Origin of the sequence: Halothermothrix orenii H 168, assembly GCF_000020485.1 — a bacterium.
GTDB classification, from domain to species: Bacteria; Bacillota; Halanaerobiia; order Halanaerobiales; family Halothermotrichaceae; genus Halothermothrix; species Halothermothrix orenii.
This window is the reverse complement of record NC_011899.1, coordinates 2,328,727-2,346,118: the sequence shown is the minus strand read 5'-3', so window position 1 is coordinate 2,346,118 and position 17,392 is coordinate 2,328,727. Positions and strand designations below refer to the sequence as shown.

General features: G+C 38.8%; 14 protein-coding genes and 1 pseudogene. 13 read left to right on the top strand and 2 right to left on the bottom strand.

Annotation, left to right across the window (positions count from 1 at the left end; translation table 11 throughout):
• The first annotated feature begins 21 nt into the window (after nt 1-21).
• Entirely contained in the window at nt 22-669 is a 648-nt protein-coding gene (gene phoU, locus HORE_RS11155) for a phosphate signaling complex protein PhoU (RefSeq protein ID WP_015923868.1), read from the top strand.
• Nucleotides 670-1,421: 752 nt separating this feature from the next.
• Here phoU and HORE_RS11150 read toward each other — a convergent pair.
• A complete protein-coding gene (locus HORE_RS11150) occupies nt 1,422-2,483 on the bottom strand; it encodes a type I phosphomannose isomerase catalytic subunit (RefSeq protein ID WP_015923867.1) in 1,062 nt (353 codons plus the stop codon).
• A gap of 199 nt (nt 2,484-2,682) precedes the next feature.
• Here HORE_RS11150 and HORE_RS13320 point away from each other — a divergent pair.
• From HORE_RS13320 to HORE_RS11100, 10 genes and pseudogenes are all read left to right on the top strand, one after another.
• Nucleotides 2,683-4,428, top strand: a pseudogene (locus HORE_RS13320) (ABC transporter ATP-binding protein).
• Nucleotides 4,429-4,584: 156 nt separating this feature from the next.
• Nucleotides 4,585-5,778: a glycine betaine/L-proline ABC transporter ATP-binding protein ProV gene (gene proV / locus HORE_RS11140; protein ID WP_015923865.1), complete on the top strand. Its 1,194-nt coding sequence runs from the start codon at nt 4,585-4,587 to the stop codon at nt 5,776-5,778.
• Entirely contained in the window at nt 5,771-6,589 is an 819-nt protein-coding gene (locus tag HORE_RS11135) for an ABC transporter permease (protein ID WP_015923864.1), read from the top strand. The genes proV and HORE_RS11135 overlap by 8 nt, the downstream gene beginning before the upstream one ends.
• A 42-nt stretch (nt 6,590-6,631) precedes the next feature.
• On the top strand, nt 6,632-7,489 hold the full coding sequence (locus tag HORE_RS11130) for a glycine betaine ABC transporter substrate-binding protein (protein ID WP_015923863.1): 858 nt from the start codon (nt 6,632-6,634) through the stop codon (nt 7,487-7,489).
• A 250-nt stretch (nt 7,490-7,739) separates the two neighbouring features.
• Nucleotides 7,740-9,347: an alpha-glucan family phosphorylase gene (glgP, locus tag HORE_RS11125; RefSeq protein WP_015923862.1), complete on the top strand. Its 1,608-nt coding sequence runs from the start codon at nt 7,740-7,742 to the stop codon at nt 9,345-9,347.
• Nucleotides 9,348-9,626: 279 nt separating this feature from the next.
• Nucleotides 9,627-10,049, top strand: coding sequence for a PspC domain-containing protein (locus tag HORE_RS11120; protein ID WP_015923861.1), 423 nt, complete (start codon nt 9,627-9,629; stop codon nt 10,047-10,049).
• Nucleotides 10,042-10,953, top strand: coding sequence for a LiaF transmembrane domain-containing protein (locus HORE_RS11115; protein WP_015923860.1), 912 nt, complete (start codon nt 10,042-10,044; stop codon nt 10,951-10,953). The genes HORE_RS11120 and HORE_RS11115 overlap by 8 nt, the downstream gene beginning before the upstream one ends.
• 122 nt (nt 10,954-11,075) lie before the next feature.
• Nucleotides 11,076-11,843: a CAP domain-containing protein gene (locus tag HORE_RS11110; protein ID WP_015923859.1), complete on the top strand. Its 768-nt coding sequence runs from the start codon at nt 11,076-11,078 to the stop codon at nt 11,841-11,843.
• 154 nt (nt 11,844-11,997) lie between these two features.
• Entirely contained in the window at nt 11,998-12,204 is a 207-nt protein-coding gene (locus HORE_RS13020) for a hypothetical protein (protein ID WP_167935790.1), read from the top strand.
• On the top strand, nt 12,158-13,441 hold the full coding sequence (locus HORE_RS11100; RefSeq protein ID WP_041606119.1) for a DUF3794 domain-containing protein: 1,284 nt from the start codon (nt 12,158-12,160) through the stop codon (nt 13,439-13,441). Before HORE_RS13020 ends, HORE_RS11100 begins: the two co-directional genes overlap by 47 nt.
• Here the strand turns inward: HORE_RS11100 and HORE_RS11095 are convergent.
• The gene (locus tag HORE_RS11095) at nt 13,438-13,854 is read right to left on the bottom strand and encodes a hypothetical protein (protein WP_015923856.1); all 417 of its coding nucleotides are present in this window, start codon (nt 13,852-13,854) and stop codon (nt 13,438-13,440) included. The genes HORE_RS11100 and HORE_RS11095 overlap by 4 nt on opposite strands.
• A 141-nt stretch (nt 13,855-13,995) precedes the next feature.
• On the opposite strand from HORE_RS11095, the gene HORE_RS11090 reads away from it, so the two are divergent.
• Nucleotides 13,996-15,588 carry a DUF3794 and LysM peptidoglycan-binding domain-containing protein gene (locus tag HORE_RS11090; protein WP_015923855.1) on the top strand — a complete coding sequence of 531 codons (1,593 nt, stop codon included), beginning with the start codon at nt 13,996-13,998 and terminating at the stop codon, nt 15,586-15,588.
• Nucleotides 15,589-15,885: 297 nt separating this feature from the next.
• Nucleotides 15,886-17,388, top strand: coding sequence for a DUF3794 and LysM peptidoglycan-binding domain-containing protein (locus HORE_RS11085; RefSeq protein ID WP_015923854.1), 1,503 nt, complete (start codon nt 15,886-15,888; stop codon nt 17,386-17,388).
• The last annotated feature ends 4 nt before the right edge of the window (nt 17,389-17,392 follow it).

Sequence of the window (17,392 nt, the reverse complement as noted above, 5' to 3'; positions counted from 1 at the left end):
TTATAAAAGAGGGTGATTTTTGTGCGTAAAAGCTTTCATGAGTCTATTAAGGAATTAAAGAATGAAATGTTAAAAATGGGGAGTATGGTCGAAGAAGCTATCCATGATAGTGTTAAAGCCCTTAAAGAACAGGATTTAGACCTGGCCACCCAGGTGATGGATGGGGATGACAAAATAGATGATTTTGAGGTAGAACTGGAAGAGAGATGTACCAGGTTAATTGCCCTGCAACAGCCAGTTGCCAAAGATTTACGTACTATTATAGTGATCTCTAAACTGGCTACTGATTTAGAAAGAATTGGTGATCATGCCAGTAATATTGCCAGAATGGTCCATCAAATTGGAAAAGAACCTCTCATTAAACCCTTAATTGATATTCCCCGGATGACAGAAATTGTAACCAGGCGACTCCGGGAAAGCCTTGATGCCTTTGTTAATCTGGATATAGAGCTGGCCAAAAAGGTTGCCCGGGAGGATGAAGAGGTAGATATTCTTGATGAACAGATTTTAAGGGAGCTTTTAACCTTTATGATTGAGGATCCCTCCAAAATAAGGCAGGCTACTTCCCTTATGTTTGTAAGCAGATTTTTAGAAAGAATCGGAGACCACTCCACAAATATTTGTGAACGTGTTATTTATATGGTGAGTGGAGAAAGGAAAGCTTATTAGTTAAGGAATTGTTAATTTAATAAGGAAAAAAAGGATTATCGGGTAATACAACATACAACAAAATAAGTGCGATTGTAATTGCTATAAATTATAATTTTCATTTATTGATGTAATTATGATTATAAATAAGAGGGGCATGTTAAAACGTGCCCCTTTTATTTGTCTGGCTGGATTTACACAATTATTAACCTGACAACCCGTTCCCCGGATTTTTTGAATCTAGTTTAAAAAGTTAATAAAAATAAGAAAGAAGGCCAACAGTGATCTTCGCTCCGGCTACTGCAGATCCTCAGGTACCCACAGCAATCTTTCGACTACTATGGATACGTTCCGAACCTACAATAACCTTCGCCCGACCATGACAGATCCAACCTGAAGAAACGACCACTGACCTTCAGTCTAAGAGAGTGAAACTCAATGATAATTATATTTCAGTCTCAACACCTATAATGATCTCTCGACCATTATAGATGCCTACTGAACCTGCCATGATCTTGGCCCGACCATCCTGAATCGGTGACGAGCCCACCATAGTCTTCCAACTATGGCAGACCCTTGACGACCCAGGATGATCTGCGCTCCGGCCATTACAGATCCGACCAGGGACCTGTAATGACCTTTGCCCGACCAGCCCGGACCCACTATCAGGTGAGCCCGGACCGATCTGCGCTCAACCACTGTTGACCTTGCATTTAGTATTATAACCAGGAATTCAGATTATATACAAAAAAATTTTATTAATTTGATTCCAGTTATTTCCAGCTGGTTAATCCCGGGATTGTTTTTATTTTATCTTCGTCAAACCCCAGTTCGGCCAGTTCATTAATAACATTAGATTTACTGGAAGGTATGAATGTTTTGATAAAGTTTACATTCCCTCTGATCTTTATTTTTTCTAAAGCAGCCGGAATTAAAAGGGTTTCACCGGCAGCTATTCTGGTTTTCCGGTTATTATAGTGGATTTCACCAGTACCCTTTAAACACATCAATACTATAAATTTGTTTATAATAAAATCTATTTCATCCTTGACCTCAATGTATTCTGTTACAAAATAAGGACAGGCAGCTAAAAAGTCCCTGCGGTACTGGTCGGTGTTGACAGAAAGAGGTTTATAATTTACCAGACTCGAGTCGGTTTTAAAATTAATTACATCAAGGGCTTTTTCAATATGCAATGGTCGTGGGTTTCCATCCTGTCCAACCCGGTCCCAGTCATAGACACGGTAAGTTGTATCTGAATTTTGTTGTATTTCAGCCAGAAGGATACCCTCTTCAATGGCATGAATGGTTCCTGAAGGCATAAAAAATACATCTCCCTTTTTTACTGGTACCCGGTTAAGATATTTCTCTATTTCACCTCTTTTTATAGCTTTAGCCAGTTGTTCTTTTGTAGTTCCAGGCTTTAGTCCATAAACGAGTCTGGCCCCTGGTCTGGCATCAATTATATACCACATTTCTGTTTTCCCGGAATCATTTTCAACACGGTGGGCATAATCATTGTCTGGATGGACCTGGACTGAAAGTTTTTTTTCAGCATCCAGTAATTTAATCAAAAGGGGAAATCTTTCCTGACATATATCTACCAGTTTTTCTCCCGTTATCTTGTCTCCATAGGTATTAATAATGTCAGGGAGAGACTGGCCTTTTAAAGACCCATTGGCCACAATACTTGTTCCGTTGGGATGAGCAGCAACTTCCCAGCTTTCACCGATGTTTTGATCGGGGAGGTCCCGGTTAAAAACATCTTTTAATTTCCGGCCTCCCCAGATTTTGCTTTTGTAAACTGGTTTGAATTTTAGGGGGTACAGTTCCATTTTTATTCACCTCACTGTATTTATTATTATTTTATCTGAATAAATCTTGTCTGACCAAAATGTTATTTCTATAAAAAGGACTATAAACCCTCTAATTAAATTCAGATTATATGCTTTGTTAATCTTTTATAACCCAAAAAAACTTTGATGCCAGGTAACCGATATGTTAAAATTAATAGGGGTTGAGGGGGTGTAAAAAATTATAAAAAAATTTGTTTCATATTATAGAAACCATATAAAACTTTTTTTAGTTGACATTACCTGTGCCTTTTTAATGTCAGGTCTGGACCTTGTGTTTCCTGCAGTTATGAGAAACATGATAGATCACTATATACCCCAGAAAAATATTCAGCTAATGGTGAAATCATCTGTTCTTTTACTTGTTCTTTATCTTCTGAGGTACTTACTTCAGTATATAGTCCATTTCTGGGGCCATGTTGTCGGAATTAGAATGGAAACTGATATGCGTTAAGAGCTTTTTGAACATCTGCAGACCCTTTCTTTCCGGTTCTATGATAATAACAGGGTTGGTTATTTAATGTCTCGTGTTGTCAATGATTTAAATAATATATCAGAATTAGCTCACCATGGACCTGAAGATTTGTTTATTTCGGGCATTCTATTAATAGGTTCCTTTATAATAATGTTAGGAATGAATTTTAAATTAGCTTTATTTACATTTGCTATGATACCGTTGATGTTTATCTTTTCCCTGAAACTCGGTAACAGGATGCATCAGGCTTTCCGTGATATCAGAGAGAAGATAGCAGAGGTTAACTCCCAGATAGAAGACAGTTTGAGCGGGATCAGGGTTGTCAAGTCTTTTACCAATGAAGAGCTGGAAATGGAAAAATTTGATTACGGTAATGAGAGGTTTCGGCGCTCCCGTGAAATGGCCATGAAGACCATGGCCCAGTTTTTTTCGGGGATAAATTTTTTCAGTAACATGATAACCCTGACTACCCTGGCGGCAGGTGGATACTATATATACCGGGGCCAGTTGTCGGCAGGAGAGCTGGTAGCTTTTTTATTTTATGTTAACATGTTTATGCAGCCTGTTCGCCGTCTTGTTCATTTTAATGAACAATTTCAGCGGGGGATGGCCGGTTTTAAAAGGTTTTTAGAGCTCCTGGCAGTTGAACCCGAGATTAAAGATAGGGAAGGAGCCAGGACTTTGAAAGTTAGAAATGGCCATATTGAATATAGAAATGTCAGTTTTAGCTATGATAATCATAAAAAGGTCTTGAATAATATAAATCTAGAAGTTAAACCGGGGCAAACAGTTGCCTTTGTAGGTCCATCAGGGGCCGGAAAAACAACCCTCTGCAATCTACTGCCCCGTTTTTATGAAATTGATGGAGGACAGATATTTATTGATAATATCAATATAAAGGATGTGACGTTATCTTCTTTGAGGAAGAATATAGGAATTGTCCAGCAGGATGTCTTCCTTTTTAATGGGACAATAAGGGATAATATTAGATATGGGAAAATAGATGCTTCAGATAAAGAAATAATAGAGGCTGCTAAAAAGGCAAACGCCCATGAGTTTATAATCAATCTTGAAAATGGTTATGATACCGAAGTCGGTGAAAGGGGAGTTAAATTATCAGGTGGCCAAAAGCAGAGGATTTCTATTGCCCGTAGTTTCCTTAAAAACCCGCCTATTCTAATCCTGGATGAAGCGACATCTTCTCTTGATAATGAGAGTGAAAAGATTGTCCAGGCTTCTCTGGAGCGCCTTTCCCGTGATAGAACGACCCTGGTTATAGCCCATCGCTTATCTACAATAATTAATGCTGATAAAATATTTGTATTAACCGACCAGGGAATTGTAGAAGAAGGTAGGCATTCTGAATTGATTAAAAAGAAAAATGGTATATACCGGAAGTTATTCTTGAGTCAGTTTTCAGATTTGAATAATATGCAGGAAGCTCTTGGTTAGGTTTTTTGACATCGGGTTAAAAGTTTGTTACAATAACTAATGCATGTTACTACCAATGATATAAAAGGTTTGGAGAATTACTTCTCTAAACCTTTTTTTTATGCCCGGAAATGGGAATAAATATAAGGTTAACAAGTTGTATAAGGAGGTTTAAAGATGGCAAAAATTCAAGTTAAAAACCTGTATAAAATATTCGGCCCAAAGCCCCATAGAGTCTTTCCTCTCCTGGAAAAAGGACTATCAAAAGAGGAAATCCTTGAAAAAACGGGCCACACTATTGCTGTAAATAATGCCAGTTTTTCTGTGGAAAAAGGTGAAATATTTGTAGTCATGGGATTATCGGGGAGTGGCAAATCAACCCTGGTCAGGTGTATTAACCGTTTAATTGAGCCAACGAGAGGTCAGATTATAGTTGATGAAGATGAGGTAACCGGTGCTGATATGGAAAAATTACGTGAAATAAGAAGACATAAAATAGGAATGGTCTTTCAGCATTTTGCTCTCTTTCCTCATCGGACTGTTTTAGAAAATGTGGAATATGGTCTAGAAGTTCAGGGTGTTCCTGAAGAGGAAAGGAGAGAACAGTCATTAAAAGCCCTTGTTCAGGTGGGACTGGAAGAATGGGCTTCCTATAATCCTGGTGATTTGAGTGGGGGTATGCAGCAGAGGGTTGGACTGGCCCGGGCCCTGGCTACCGATCCGGATATTCTTTTGATGGATGAAGCTTTTAGTGCCCTTGACCCCCTGATAAGACGGGATATGCAAAATGAACTCCTGGACTTACAGGCCAAACTCCATAAAACAATAGTATTTATTACCCATGACCTCGATGAAGCTCTGAGAATGGGTGATAGAATTGCCATTATGAAAGATGGCCAGATAGTCCAGACTGGAAGTCCAGAAGAGATTCTCTCTGAGCCTGCCAATGATTATGTGGCCAATTTTGTCAGGGATGTAAATAAGTTAAAGGTATTAAAAGCTGAGGATGTGATGATCAGACCTGATGCCCTGATTCATGCTCAGGATGGGCCCAGAATGGCCCTGAGGATTATGGATGAAGAGGGTTTTAACAGTGTTTATGTTGTTGACCATGACAAACGTGTAGTGGGCATAATTGAAGATGATAAAGCCCTTGAAGCCCGGAAAAAGGGAGAGACTAATTTAAAAGATTATCTGATAACTGATTTTCCTAAAGCCACTCCGGATACACCACTTACTGAGCTTCTGCCAATAGCTTCAGAAACTAAATATCCTGTTGCTGTCGTAAATGATGATAATCGTTTAACTGGAATAATAGTCAGGATTTCAGTCTTATCTGCCCTGGCAGAAGGAGGGGAAGAAGATGTTTAGAATACCAGTTGGAAATCTCTTTGAACAGGTGGTAGAGTGGTTAAGTGAAAATGCTACCATAATATTTGATGTTATCTCAGCCATTATAGATTTTTTCGTAGTAAATATTCAGAACCTGTTGTTTGTGGTACATCCTGTGGCAATAATTATTATCCTGGCAGCTCTGGCCTGGTATTTAGCCGGTCGGGGAGTAGCCATATTTACTATAGCTGGCTTTTTGATGATAATGGGCATGGACCTCTGGACCCAGACAATAGAAACCCTGTCCATGATTTTAACATCGGGGATAGTAGCTTTAAGTGTCGGGGTTTTAATGGGTATCCTGGCTGCCAGAAATGATTATGTGGATAGAATCATAAGACCAGTTCTGGATTTTATGCAGACCATGCCGAGTTTTGTCTACCTCATACCTGCGGTAATCTTTTTTGGCATGGAGATGGTTCCCGGAGTGATTGCTACAGTTATTTTCTCTATGCCACCTGCTATCAGGTTAACAAATCTTGGTATCAGGCAGGTTGATAAAGAGGTTATTGAAGCTGCGAGGGCCTTTGGATCGACCCCGAAGCAGATACTCTTCAAAGTCCAGTTACCACTGGCGGTACCAACAATAATGGCTGGAATTAACCAGACGATTATGCTATCACTATCTATGGTTGTAATTGCCTCAATGATTGGAGCCGGTGGTTTAGGTGGAATTGTATTAAGGGGTATTACCCAGCTGAAAATAGGTCTGGGATTTGAAGGTGGTCTTGCCGTTGTTATTCTGGCTATATTTCTTGATAGATTAACCCAGAGTTTAAAAGAACTATAAGGGAGTTAAAAAAAACGATAAGAACATAAGGAGGTATAAGAAATGTTTAAAAAAAGATTATTGATTTTTATTGCTATAAGTCTTAGCTTACTTCTATTAATTAGTGGGTGTACCAGTAAACCCGGGAAGACAAAAATTAAGTTAGGTTATGTAAACTGGGCAGAAGGAATAGCGATGACCCATCTGGCCAAAGTAATTATAGAAGATGAATTGGGGTATGAAGTCCAAACTGTGATGGCCGATGTTGGACCTATTTTTCAGGGGATGGCCAGTGGTAATATTGATGCCTTTATGGATGTCTGGCTTCCGGTAACCCATGGTGAATATGTAAATAAACTCGAAGATGATATTATCCGACTTGGAAAGAATTTTACCGGTGCCAGAATCGGACTGGTTGTCCCGACCTATGTTGAAATAGATTCAATTGAAGATCTGAACCAGTATAAGGACAAATTTGACGGGAAGATAATTGGAATTGATGCCGGGGCCGGTATTATGCAAAAAACCAGAAAAGCTATAGAGGAATATGGACTTGAGCTGGAATTAATTGAAGGTAGTGGTCCGGCCATGGCAGCTGCTCTGAAAAAGGCCATTGATAATGGGGAATGGATAGTTGTTACCGGGTGGCAACCCCACTGGAAGTTTGCCCGCTTTGACCTGAAGTTTTTGAAAGACCCCAGAGGTGTTTATGGCCAGGCCGAAAATTTATATACCTATACCCGGACTGGCTTTGAGGAAGATGCCCCCGGGGTTGCTAATTTCCTTGAGAACTTCTCCATGAGCAGTAAACAGTTAGGAAGTTTAATGGGAATAATAGCTGATGGTAAAAAACCGGTCACAGCAGCCCGGGAATGGATAAAAAATAATAGAGAAGTAGTTGATGGCTGGTTAAATAAGTAGTAATACCTTTATAATAAGTTTTCTTTTAAATAAAATATTATTAACAGGCAAGGTCAGATGAAATTATTTAAAACTTTACTAAAAAGTGTAAATATATCAGGGGGATTGCTGGTTTTACAGCAATCCCCCGATTTTTTACCATTAATTTTTAAATTTTTTTAATGAAAAGAAGGAATTTTTTAATTAAAAGAGAATATAAAAAAGTAAAAGAATAATGCAAACGTTATACTAACTTCGGGGAGGTTTATTAATGGAAGGAAAGAAACCTAAAGTTGCTTATTTTTGTATGGAATTTGGTCTACATGAAGATTTAAGGATTTATGCTGGTGGGTTGGGAATACTGGCCGGAGATATTCTGAAAGCAGCCAGGGAACTCGATGTACCAATGGTTGGAGTTGGGATACTATGGAGACAGGGTTATACACGACAGTTAATAGGAGAAGATGGCAGGCCATATGATTCTTATCCGACTAATGACTACATATACGATCTGGTAGAGGATACTGGTGTCAAGGTAAAGGTAAAAGTCAGGGATGATGATATTTATTGTAAGGTCTGGAAAGTTGACCGTTATGATAATGTGCCTCTTTATCTCCTGGATACAAATTTGCCTGAAAACAAAAATAAATGGATTACAGGGCAGCTCTATGGCTGGTTTGAAGAAGAAAGGATTGCCCAGGAAATTGTCCTGGGGATCGGTGGAGTCCGGGCTTTACGTAAACTGGGGATAGATGTAGATCTCTACCACTTCAATGATGGTCATCCGGTTCTGGCCGGTACCGAGTTGATTAATGAAAAAATGGCTAAAGGTATGAGCTTTGATGAGGCCCTGGAAGAAACCCGGAAGGAAGTTATTTTTACCACCCATACCCCTGTTAAAGAGGGGAATGAGTCCCACGGGCTTGAAGTAATGAAATACATGGGTGCCTTTAATGGTCTAACTCTGGATCAGATGATTAAAATTGGAGATAGCCCCTTTAACATGACTGTTGCCGGGCTGCGTTTATCAAGGATAGCAAACGGTGTTTCTGAACTGCACGGGAAAACAGCACGGAAAATGTGGTCCTATGTGGATAATAAAGCCCCGATTGTTTCCATAACTAACGGGGTTCACCGTAAATCGTGGGTCGATGACAGGATTGTAAAAGCCTATGAAAATGGTGAGGATTTATTAAAACCTCATCAGGAAATTAAGTCAGAACTAATTGACTTCGTAGAAGAGAAAACAGGAACCCGTTTAAATCCTGAAGCTCTTCTCATTGGGTTTGCCCGACGGGCAGCACCATATAAGAGGGGGAACTTAATATTCAGGAAACCTGAGGTTATCCGTCCATACCTGGAAGAAGGTAAAATTCAGATAATATTCTCCGGTAAGGCTCATCCCCTCGATGATGTCGGTAAAGGTATTATAGCTGATCTGGTGAAGATGAGTGAGAAATACCCCAACAGTGTTGTTTTCCTTGAAGATTATAATATTGAAATAGGAAGAATGCTTACCAGGGGTGTGGATGTCTGGTTAAATAACCCGAGACGTCCTCTGGAAGCCAGTGGTACATCCGGAATGAAGGCAGCCATGAATGGAGCTTTAAATCTAAGTACTCTTGACGGCTGGTGGCCTGAAGCCTGTGAACATGGGGTAAATGGCTGGCAGCTCGGTGATGGTTATGAAGGAGAAGACCAGGATCAGCATGATCTTGATGCCCTATACAATGTTCTATTAAAAGAAGTAGTCCCCACTTATTATGATAATAAGGAAAAATGGGCCCAGATGATGAGGGCCAGTATAGAATCAACCTATGATAAATTCTCTGCTCAAAGGATGGTAAGCAGGTATTATGATGAAATGTACCAAAACTAACAAAAGTTCCCTCCCAAAGCCATCAGTATCACCTGATGGCTTTTTTTTAACTTAATTTTAAATTTTTTAGGTGGAGTGTCTGTGGTTTACGGTTCCTGCTTTAAATTTAATAATTTATATTACCTATCTTGAGCTACTTAGTTAATTTTACGAATATATATTTTTAAAAGATAATATTATGGATACTGGGTAGATAAAAACTAAAATGTGAAATTTTTTTATTCATCATCTGGCTTTAAAGGTTGAATAATAGCTTAAACTAAAAAAGGGTGATATATTATGAATCAGAAACTGTATCGGTCCCGCCGGGATAATATCATTGCCGGAATTTGTGGGGGTATATCTGATTATTTTGGTATAGATTCCACCCTGGTCCGGATTTTGTTTTTATTACTCATTATTATTGGTAACTGGAGGCTTGTTGTCTTATTTTATATAATAGGCTGGGTAATAATTCCGTTAAAACCGTCAGGTGCTCTGGATGATGGGGTGAATAAAGGTAATACCAGTAAAAAAGGTAATTTAAATAATAATAATCAACCTGCCAGGCGGAAATTGATTGGGTATTTCTTGATTATAACTGGTTGTATTTTTTTAATCGATATCTGGCTCCCCAGGATATACTGGGATTATTTCTGGCCTGTTTTGATAATTTTAACCGGGTTAGCTCTGGTGGTTAAGGGGGTAAGAGAGAGTGAATAATACTACCCGCTCTCAGGTCTTGATTGGGGTTTTATTAATAATTGTCGGGGTTTTACTCTTTTTTAATACTATAGGTTATATAGACCGGGGTTTATGGCAGCTTTTATTTAAAATGTGGCCCCTTTTCCTGATTCTTATAGGCCTTAACCTTATCCTGAATGATACCTCTATCTGGTGGCTGGTACCGGTCCTGGCAGTAATTATAGTGCTATCAATAGTTATTGCTGCTCAGGAGGGTTATCTAGATATACCGGATGACTTTGAATTTTCTTATTATAAGTCCTCAAATCAGGAGTTTCATAAAGATACCCGTTTACTGAGGAAGATCAAATTAGATGTTAATTTAGGCCTGGGCAGGTTTTATCTTGATTCTTTGCATAAGGATGATATGTTATACAGTTTACACTCTAGGAGTTTAACCGGTAGACCGGGGGTAGTATACATCAATAAAGGGTCAACAGGTCATGTAAAATTAGGAGGAACCAGGGGTTTAAAGCGTTTATCCGGTATAGTTGGTGACTGGGGGCTTAAAATTAATCCCGGTCTACCCCTTGATGTAGAGATAAATGCAATTATGGGGAAACTGGTCCTGGATTTCAGGGGATTAAATCTAAATGAATTACAGCTGGATACATGGTCAGGGGTTCATTTTATCTACCCTGGAAATAATAACTGTAATCTTAATATAAGGTCAGGAGTGGGAACTGTAATTCTATATATTCCTGAAAATACAGCCATTAAGATAAAAACTGAAGGGTTATTAAATAAACATAATTTCTTGAGAGCTGGATTAATAAATGTAGGGGAGGGTATTTTCCAGTCTCCTAATTTTGAGAAGGCCCCCGTTAAAATTAATGTTGTGCTCAGCTCTACTATCGGAAAATTTAATGTAAAGTATTATTAAAGTATATATTTTTATTGATAACACCCTCTAAGTTGTTTTTTTATTTTCCCATTAATTACATTAGATATTCATGACTTACTTATGTTATAATAATGGCAAAAGTGACTTTAGGGGGTGTTCTAGTGAGGTTATTAAAGTCACGGTCTTTAAATATATTATTAATATTAATTTTGACTTTAAATTTTCTTCTGGTTAATTTTATTGTCTCACCAAGAGTGGAGGCAGGCTTTCTGGACGAACATAAAGGGAGCCTTATAACCATTTTAAAAGGGATTGTTATGGTCTGGCTAATAAATATAATGACAGGGTATTCTGATGGGGACAGTGGTAATGAAAATATTATCACATCTTTTATTAAAAACGGACTCAATCCATCTTCAGATGAAACTGAAGATGGTAACAGTGATACCAGCAAGGAAGAAGTCAATCAGAAGGCAACTGAACCTGGGACAGGAGATAGTAAAGTAGTTATTAACGGTTCAGAAAAGGTTCTTAATGTCAGGGAAACTAAATTATTGAGGCTGGTAAATAACTACAGGAAGGAAAAAGGCCTTGGTTTATTAAGGGTAGACAAAAAGCTGGTGAAACTGGCCCGCTTGAAAGCCCGTGATATGATGGAGAATGATTATTTTGAGCATAATTCTCCGGTTTACGGGAGTCCCTTCAATATGATGAAAGAGGCCGGGGTCGATTATAGCCTGGCTGGTGAGAACCTGGCTAAATCCGATAACGTAGAAGAAGCCTTTATTAACCTTATTAATAGTCCTGAGCATAAAGATAATATTTTAAAGGAGAGATTTGATAATACGGGAATTGGTGTCATAGAGAGTCCTTCCGGAAAATTAATTATTGTACAATTATTTATTGATACTACTAATCCGGCAGAATAAGGAGGGTTTAACCTCCTTATTTTTTTATGTTCAGGAGAATTTAGGTAAAGGTGGATTAGAGATAAGTTTACTATTTTTTTTGTTAAATTATCACACCTCCTGGTGTAAGACCATAATATATATACAAGAAGGTAGTAAAGAGGGGGGTCCCCGGTTGTATACATTAATAATACTCGTGGTTATAATTACCGGGTATACTATGGGGTTTATTTTTCTTATTAAAAATAAGAGCAAGACCCGGAGCCCTACTTTGTATAGAAGTGCAAAGAAGAAGACCCGGGGGATTGGCTATAAATCTGATGGAGGTGAGGAGTTTGGCACAGTTAAAGGAAGAGATAGAAATGACCAGGGAACCGGTTAAACTGCCGGTTGTAGTCGGGGAAAATATAGGCCAGAAGGTTTTAATGTTTCAGATACAGCTACCGGTAAAAGCCCAATACATAAATGATGTTAAAACGGAGATAGTTAACCTGGAGACGAAGGTTATAAAAGACAGGGTCATGGTCAACGGGTATGTAGATACTGTAGTCCTGTTTGTTGGAGAAGATAAGGCTATTCATCGGAGTAGTAACTCAACTGGTTTTAATTTATTTACCCCTGTTCCAGGGGCCAGGCCAGGTATGAATTTATTTGTTGAGCCTGAAATAGAACAAATAGAGTCAGAACTAACAGAAGATAGAAAGGTGATAGAACAGAAGTTAGTCGTTCAATTTTTTATAAAGGTTTTAAAAAGAGAGGAATTTTACTTAAAAACCGGCCAGGGGCCCCTTGTCAGGACCGAAAGAATTGTAGGGGAGACCCAGCATCAACTGGACTTAAAAAATAAATCTAAACTGGCTGTTAAGCTTAATAAATTACTTGATTTAGATACCCGGTTACAGGGATTAGAGTACAAAATAAAGGATAATAGAATCCTTATCCAGGGAACTGTAAAAAGTGATCTCTATTATATGGGGGAAGATGGTATTAAACACCATCAGGAGGTGAGTATCCCCTTTAATGAAAATATAAATTTTGCTGGAGCCGAACAGGGAATGACTGCAGATATTGAATACAATATACTACATGCTGATACCATCAAAGGCGAAGAAAACCAGGAGATAACTGAGGTTATCATTCTGGAATTTAATATAATGGTACTGGAACAGGTGCAGTTAAAAATACCTACTGGTGATGGACCTCTGGTTATGGTCTCAGAGGTTATTGGTGAAAATACCGGTGAATTATTAAAGCAACTTGAAATTCCAATCCAGAATAAAATAAGAAAAATAAGCAGGGTGGATCCTACTATAATAGCTCTTAAAGGGGTATTAATTGAAGACAGAATTGTAGCTCATGGTGAAATTAAATTATTTATATATTATATCGGTAATGATGGAATCGAATATATCAAAACAGTAACCTCTCCCTTTAATACCCTGATCAATCTGGCCGGGACGAGAACAGGGATGGAAAGCGAACTGGAAGCAAATACAGCTTACATAGATTATCATTTTAATCCATCAAAGGGGATAATAAATTGTAAAATAATAATAGAAGTATTTGCCAAGGTATTTGAAAAGATACAGTTTAACATTGTCGAAGAAAAGGAGGCCTAGAGGTTGTTGTATTCAAAGCTTTCCCGGTCCAGGACTTCAGCAGTATCACCGTTATACAGGTTGAAAAGAATTCTATCTTTATAAAAATACCTGGTGGTTATGGTAAATAACTGGAAGTAGTTTTTGATTATTTCTCCCACCATGATAACTTCATAACCGCGGTATTTAATTAAATCAACCCTTGTATTGAAAACAAGTATCGCTATTTCTTCCTGATTAAAATCATAATCTTTATCTATGTTTAAAAGTCTTAGTTTATTTAATAATTGTTGTTTTTCCCGGTAGGTATAAAGTTCAAAGTTGATAGATTCACTGTTAAAAGGAGAGTTTCCCTGCTCAAGGCGGTTTAGATTTAGGGGGATATATTGTATTGGAGGGTATTTGAATATTTCTTTAGGATATCCAAAGGGCATATAATTAACCTCCCTTAATAATTTATCATAAATTCGACTCTAAATATATATATATTAATTAGGGTCCTTGCATTATTCACATTTTGGGTGTAAATGCATATATTATAATTGATTATAAATATATGGAAAGGAGGAGTTATTTTGGCAATTAATTTTGATGAGGAATTAGTAAGAGTAGAATATGTAATTGGTGAAGATACAATAACCGAGACCATTACAGGAAGAATTGAGGTTCCAGCTGAAAAACCGGATATTTTAAGAATCATCGATGTAAAAGCTAATTTAATGGATGTTGAAGCTGATATTGAAGACGGTGGGGTTAATATAACAGGAAATATTGAAGCCGGTGTCATCTACGTAGCTGATGTTGAAGAACCATATTTACCACAGCCTGTATATTTCACCGAAGGCCAGTTTGGTTTTACTAATTTCGTCGACTTTCCTGAAGCAGAGCCAGGGATGAATGTATTTACTGACCTTAATATTAGACGGGTATCCTATGATCTTATAGATGAAAGAACTATTGAAATAACCGTAGTTTTAACCAAGTTTGTTAAGGTTACCGAATACCGCCAGATCCGAGTTATAACAGATATTACCGGAATACCGGAAGAAAATATTACTGAAGAATTACTTAGAATAGAAGATGTTATTGGTGAAAATACTGTAACTGCTGTTATTACCGGTCAGGTAGAATTACCACCGGGCAAACCACCTATTCAGAGGATATTGAATGCCACGGCGGACCTTGGTGAAGTGACTGCGGAAGTGACTGAAGAAGGGGTAGTAGTAGACGGTAATATTGAAGCCGGTGTTCTCTATGTAGCCGATGTTCCTGAAGGCGAATTCCAGCAGCCTGTTCATTTCCTTGAAGGGGAATTTAACTTCACGCAGGCCATTGATGTTCCCGGTGCCGAACAGGGTATGACGGTGTTCCCCAGCTTAAATATTCTCAGGGTTTCCTATGATTTTATTGATGAAGATACCGTTGAAGTTGATGTTGTTATCCAGTTCTTTGTAAAAGTAACAGAGCCCAAACAGGTAACTGTTATAACTGATATCGTCAGTGACCGGGTAGAGGTTGAAAGGGAACTATTAAGGGTTGAAGATGTTATCGGGGAGCAGACTGTCCATGAAACTATTACCGGTAGGATAAATATTCCGGCCGCTAAACCAGATATTGAAAGGATTCTTGAAGCCAATGCCAGGGTGATAGAAGCCAATGCCATGGCTGAAACCGGTGGGGTTATGATTGAAGGAACAATTCAGGGAGAACTCCTTTATGTGGCCGATGTACCTGAAGATGAATTCCAGCAGCCGGTTCACTTTGTAGAAGGTACCTTTAATTTTGATAACTTTGTGGATGTTGCCGGAACAGAACCTGCCAATAATGTTTACAGTGAAGTAACGGTTCAGCGGGTAAGTTTTGATGTCTTAAATGCCAGGACTGCAGAAATTACAGCTGTATTACGCAAGTTTGTTAAGGTTACCGAATTTGTTCAACTGGAGATTATTACAGACCTGGTTGTGGTCTCTCCAGCGGTTGAAGATGAATGCCCACCATCCTATGTTGTATATGTTGTTCAACCCGGTGATACCCTGTATAAAATAGCTAGACGTTACCGGACTACTGTTGAAGCATTACTGGAGGCTAATCCAGGTATTGACCCACACAATTTACAGATCGGGCAGAAGATCTGTATCCCCAGAGGAATAATCGATGCCAGAGGTTAGAAGAAGCCGAGAACTGTAGGATATACCTGCAGTTCTTTTTTTTTGCTTAAATTTTCTGGTGATATCAATTGGAAGACAAAGGACTGGCAAGTTCTTTCACACTGTCTCTAAATTTAAGACATCCCAGATTCACAACACGCTATTCCAACTGCATATATTAATATAAGTTTAAGGGGGTGGAGAATTTGTCTGAACAAAATAGCAAAAACAAAGATAAAACCAGAATTAATATAAAACCCCAGAAGGTTAAAAGAATAATAAGGATAAAGAAAAAATGAGGAGAAAGGAGGTCAGGATATGCCCCAACAACAGCTAACAGTTAGTGAAGAACTGGCCCGCCGGGTTGTTGATTTTGAGGTAGTTAGAAATGTAGGTATTCCTTCAGAGTTACCCCCGGCAGAAAGGGTTGTCAGTGCCAATGCCCGGCTTGAAATAACTGAAGCAACAGCCGGACAGGGGAATGTTGTTATAAATGGAATTATCAGGTCTACTATTTTTTATGCCTCTGCAGAAGACCCTTCAAATGTTGTCAGTATCAGGCGTAATTTTAATTTTACCGAACGGGTAAACATTCCCGGGGCCAGGCCCGGGGCTGAAGTAAATGTTGATGCCAGTATTGGAGACATTGATTTCTATGTAATTAACAATAGATTGCTGGGAATAGAATTTGTAGTTGTTGCTGACCTGGAAATAACCGTTCCCGAGACAGTACCGGTTGTAGAAGAACCGGAAGAGGTCGAATTCAGGCGTCGTCGAATCAGGATAAGAAGAACCATTGTTGAAAGGAACTTTGTTAGAGAGTTGACTTCTGTTGAAAGGTTACCGTCCGATGCTGAAGATATAAGGAGAATTATTGATGTCGAGTCTACTATTCAATTAATAGATATTATAACCGGAAATAACCGGGTAACCATCAGGGGAGTGGTTAATAACCGTATTTTATATGTGAACAGGCAGGGACAGCTGGAGTTTTTCTCTATTTCATTCCCGGTTACTGAAACCTTTACATTAAGAGGGGTTGATCCCGGGGATGAGGCTTTTGTAGACACTGTTATCAGGAGTGAGGAAGCAAGTCTTGTCGACAACAGGAGGATAAGATTTAATATTACAGCCCTGTTTAATATCTTGGTAGTCAGGGAAGAAGAGGTTACAGTCCCGGTCGGGGTTATTACCCCAGGGGTTTTTCCGGAAAGGAGAACTGTTATCGTTGACAGGGTTGTTGCTGAAGAAAGAACCAGGGTTTTAGCCCGGGACCAGGTCACTGTTCCAGAAGGGAACCCTGACATTGACCGGGTTATTAGAGCAACCGGTCAATTCATTGGTGGTACTGTCAGTGCTGAAACCGCCAGTGGAGGGGTTTTTGTGGATGGTGAAATTGCTGTTAATATTCTTTATGTGGCTGACCTACCGCAGCAACCTGTTTACTTTACCTCGACAGTTATAGACCTCAATACCTTTATAAATATAGAGGGAGTAACTGCTGATATGGATGCAGTGGTAGATGCAGAAGTTGTCCGGGTTTCTGCCAGCAGGGTCAGTGCCAGACAGATTAATGTACGGGTAGTGGTTGAACTTAACCTGGTTGTGACAGAAAGAGTCAGAATACCCCTTGTTATCAGGGTTGGAGAAGAGCCGGCTGACGAAGAAGGTTTTATTACCTATACGGTTCAACCTGGAGATACCCTGTTTTTAATTTCCAGGAGGTATGGTGTATCTATTGCGAGACTGGTTGAAATTAATAATATTGCCGATCCCGATAATCTCAGGGTAGGCCAGCAATTATTAATTCCGGCAGGTTGATTAT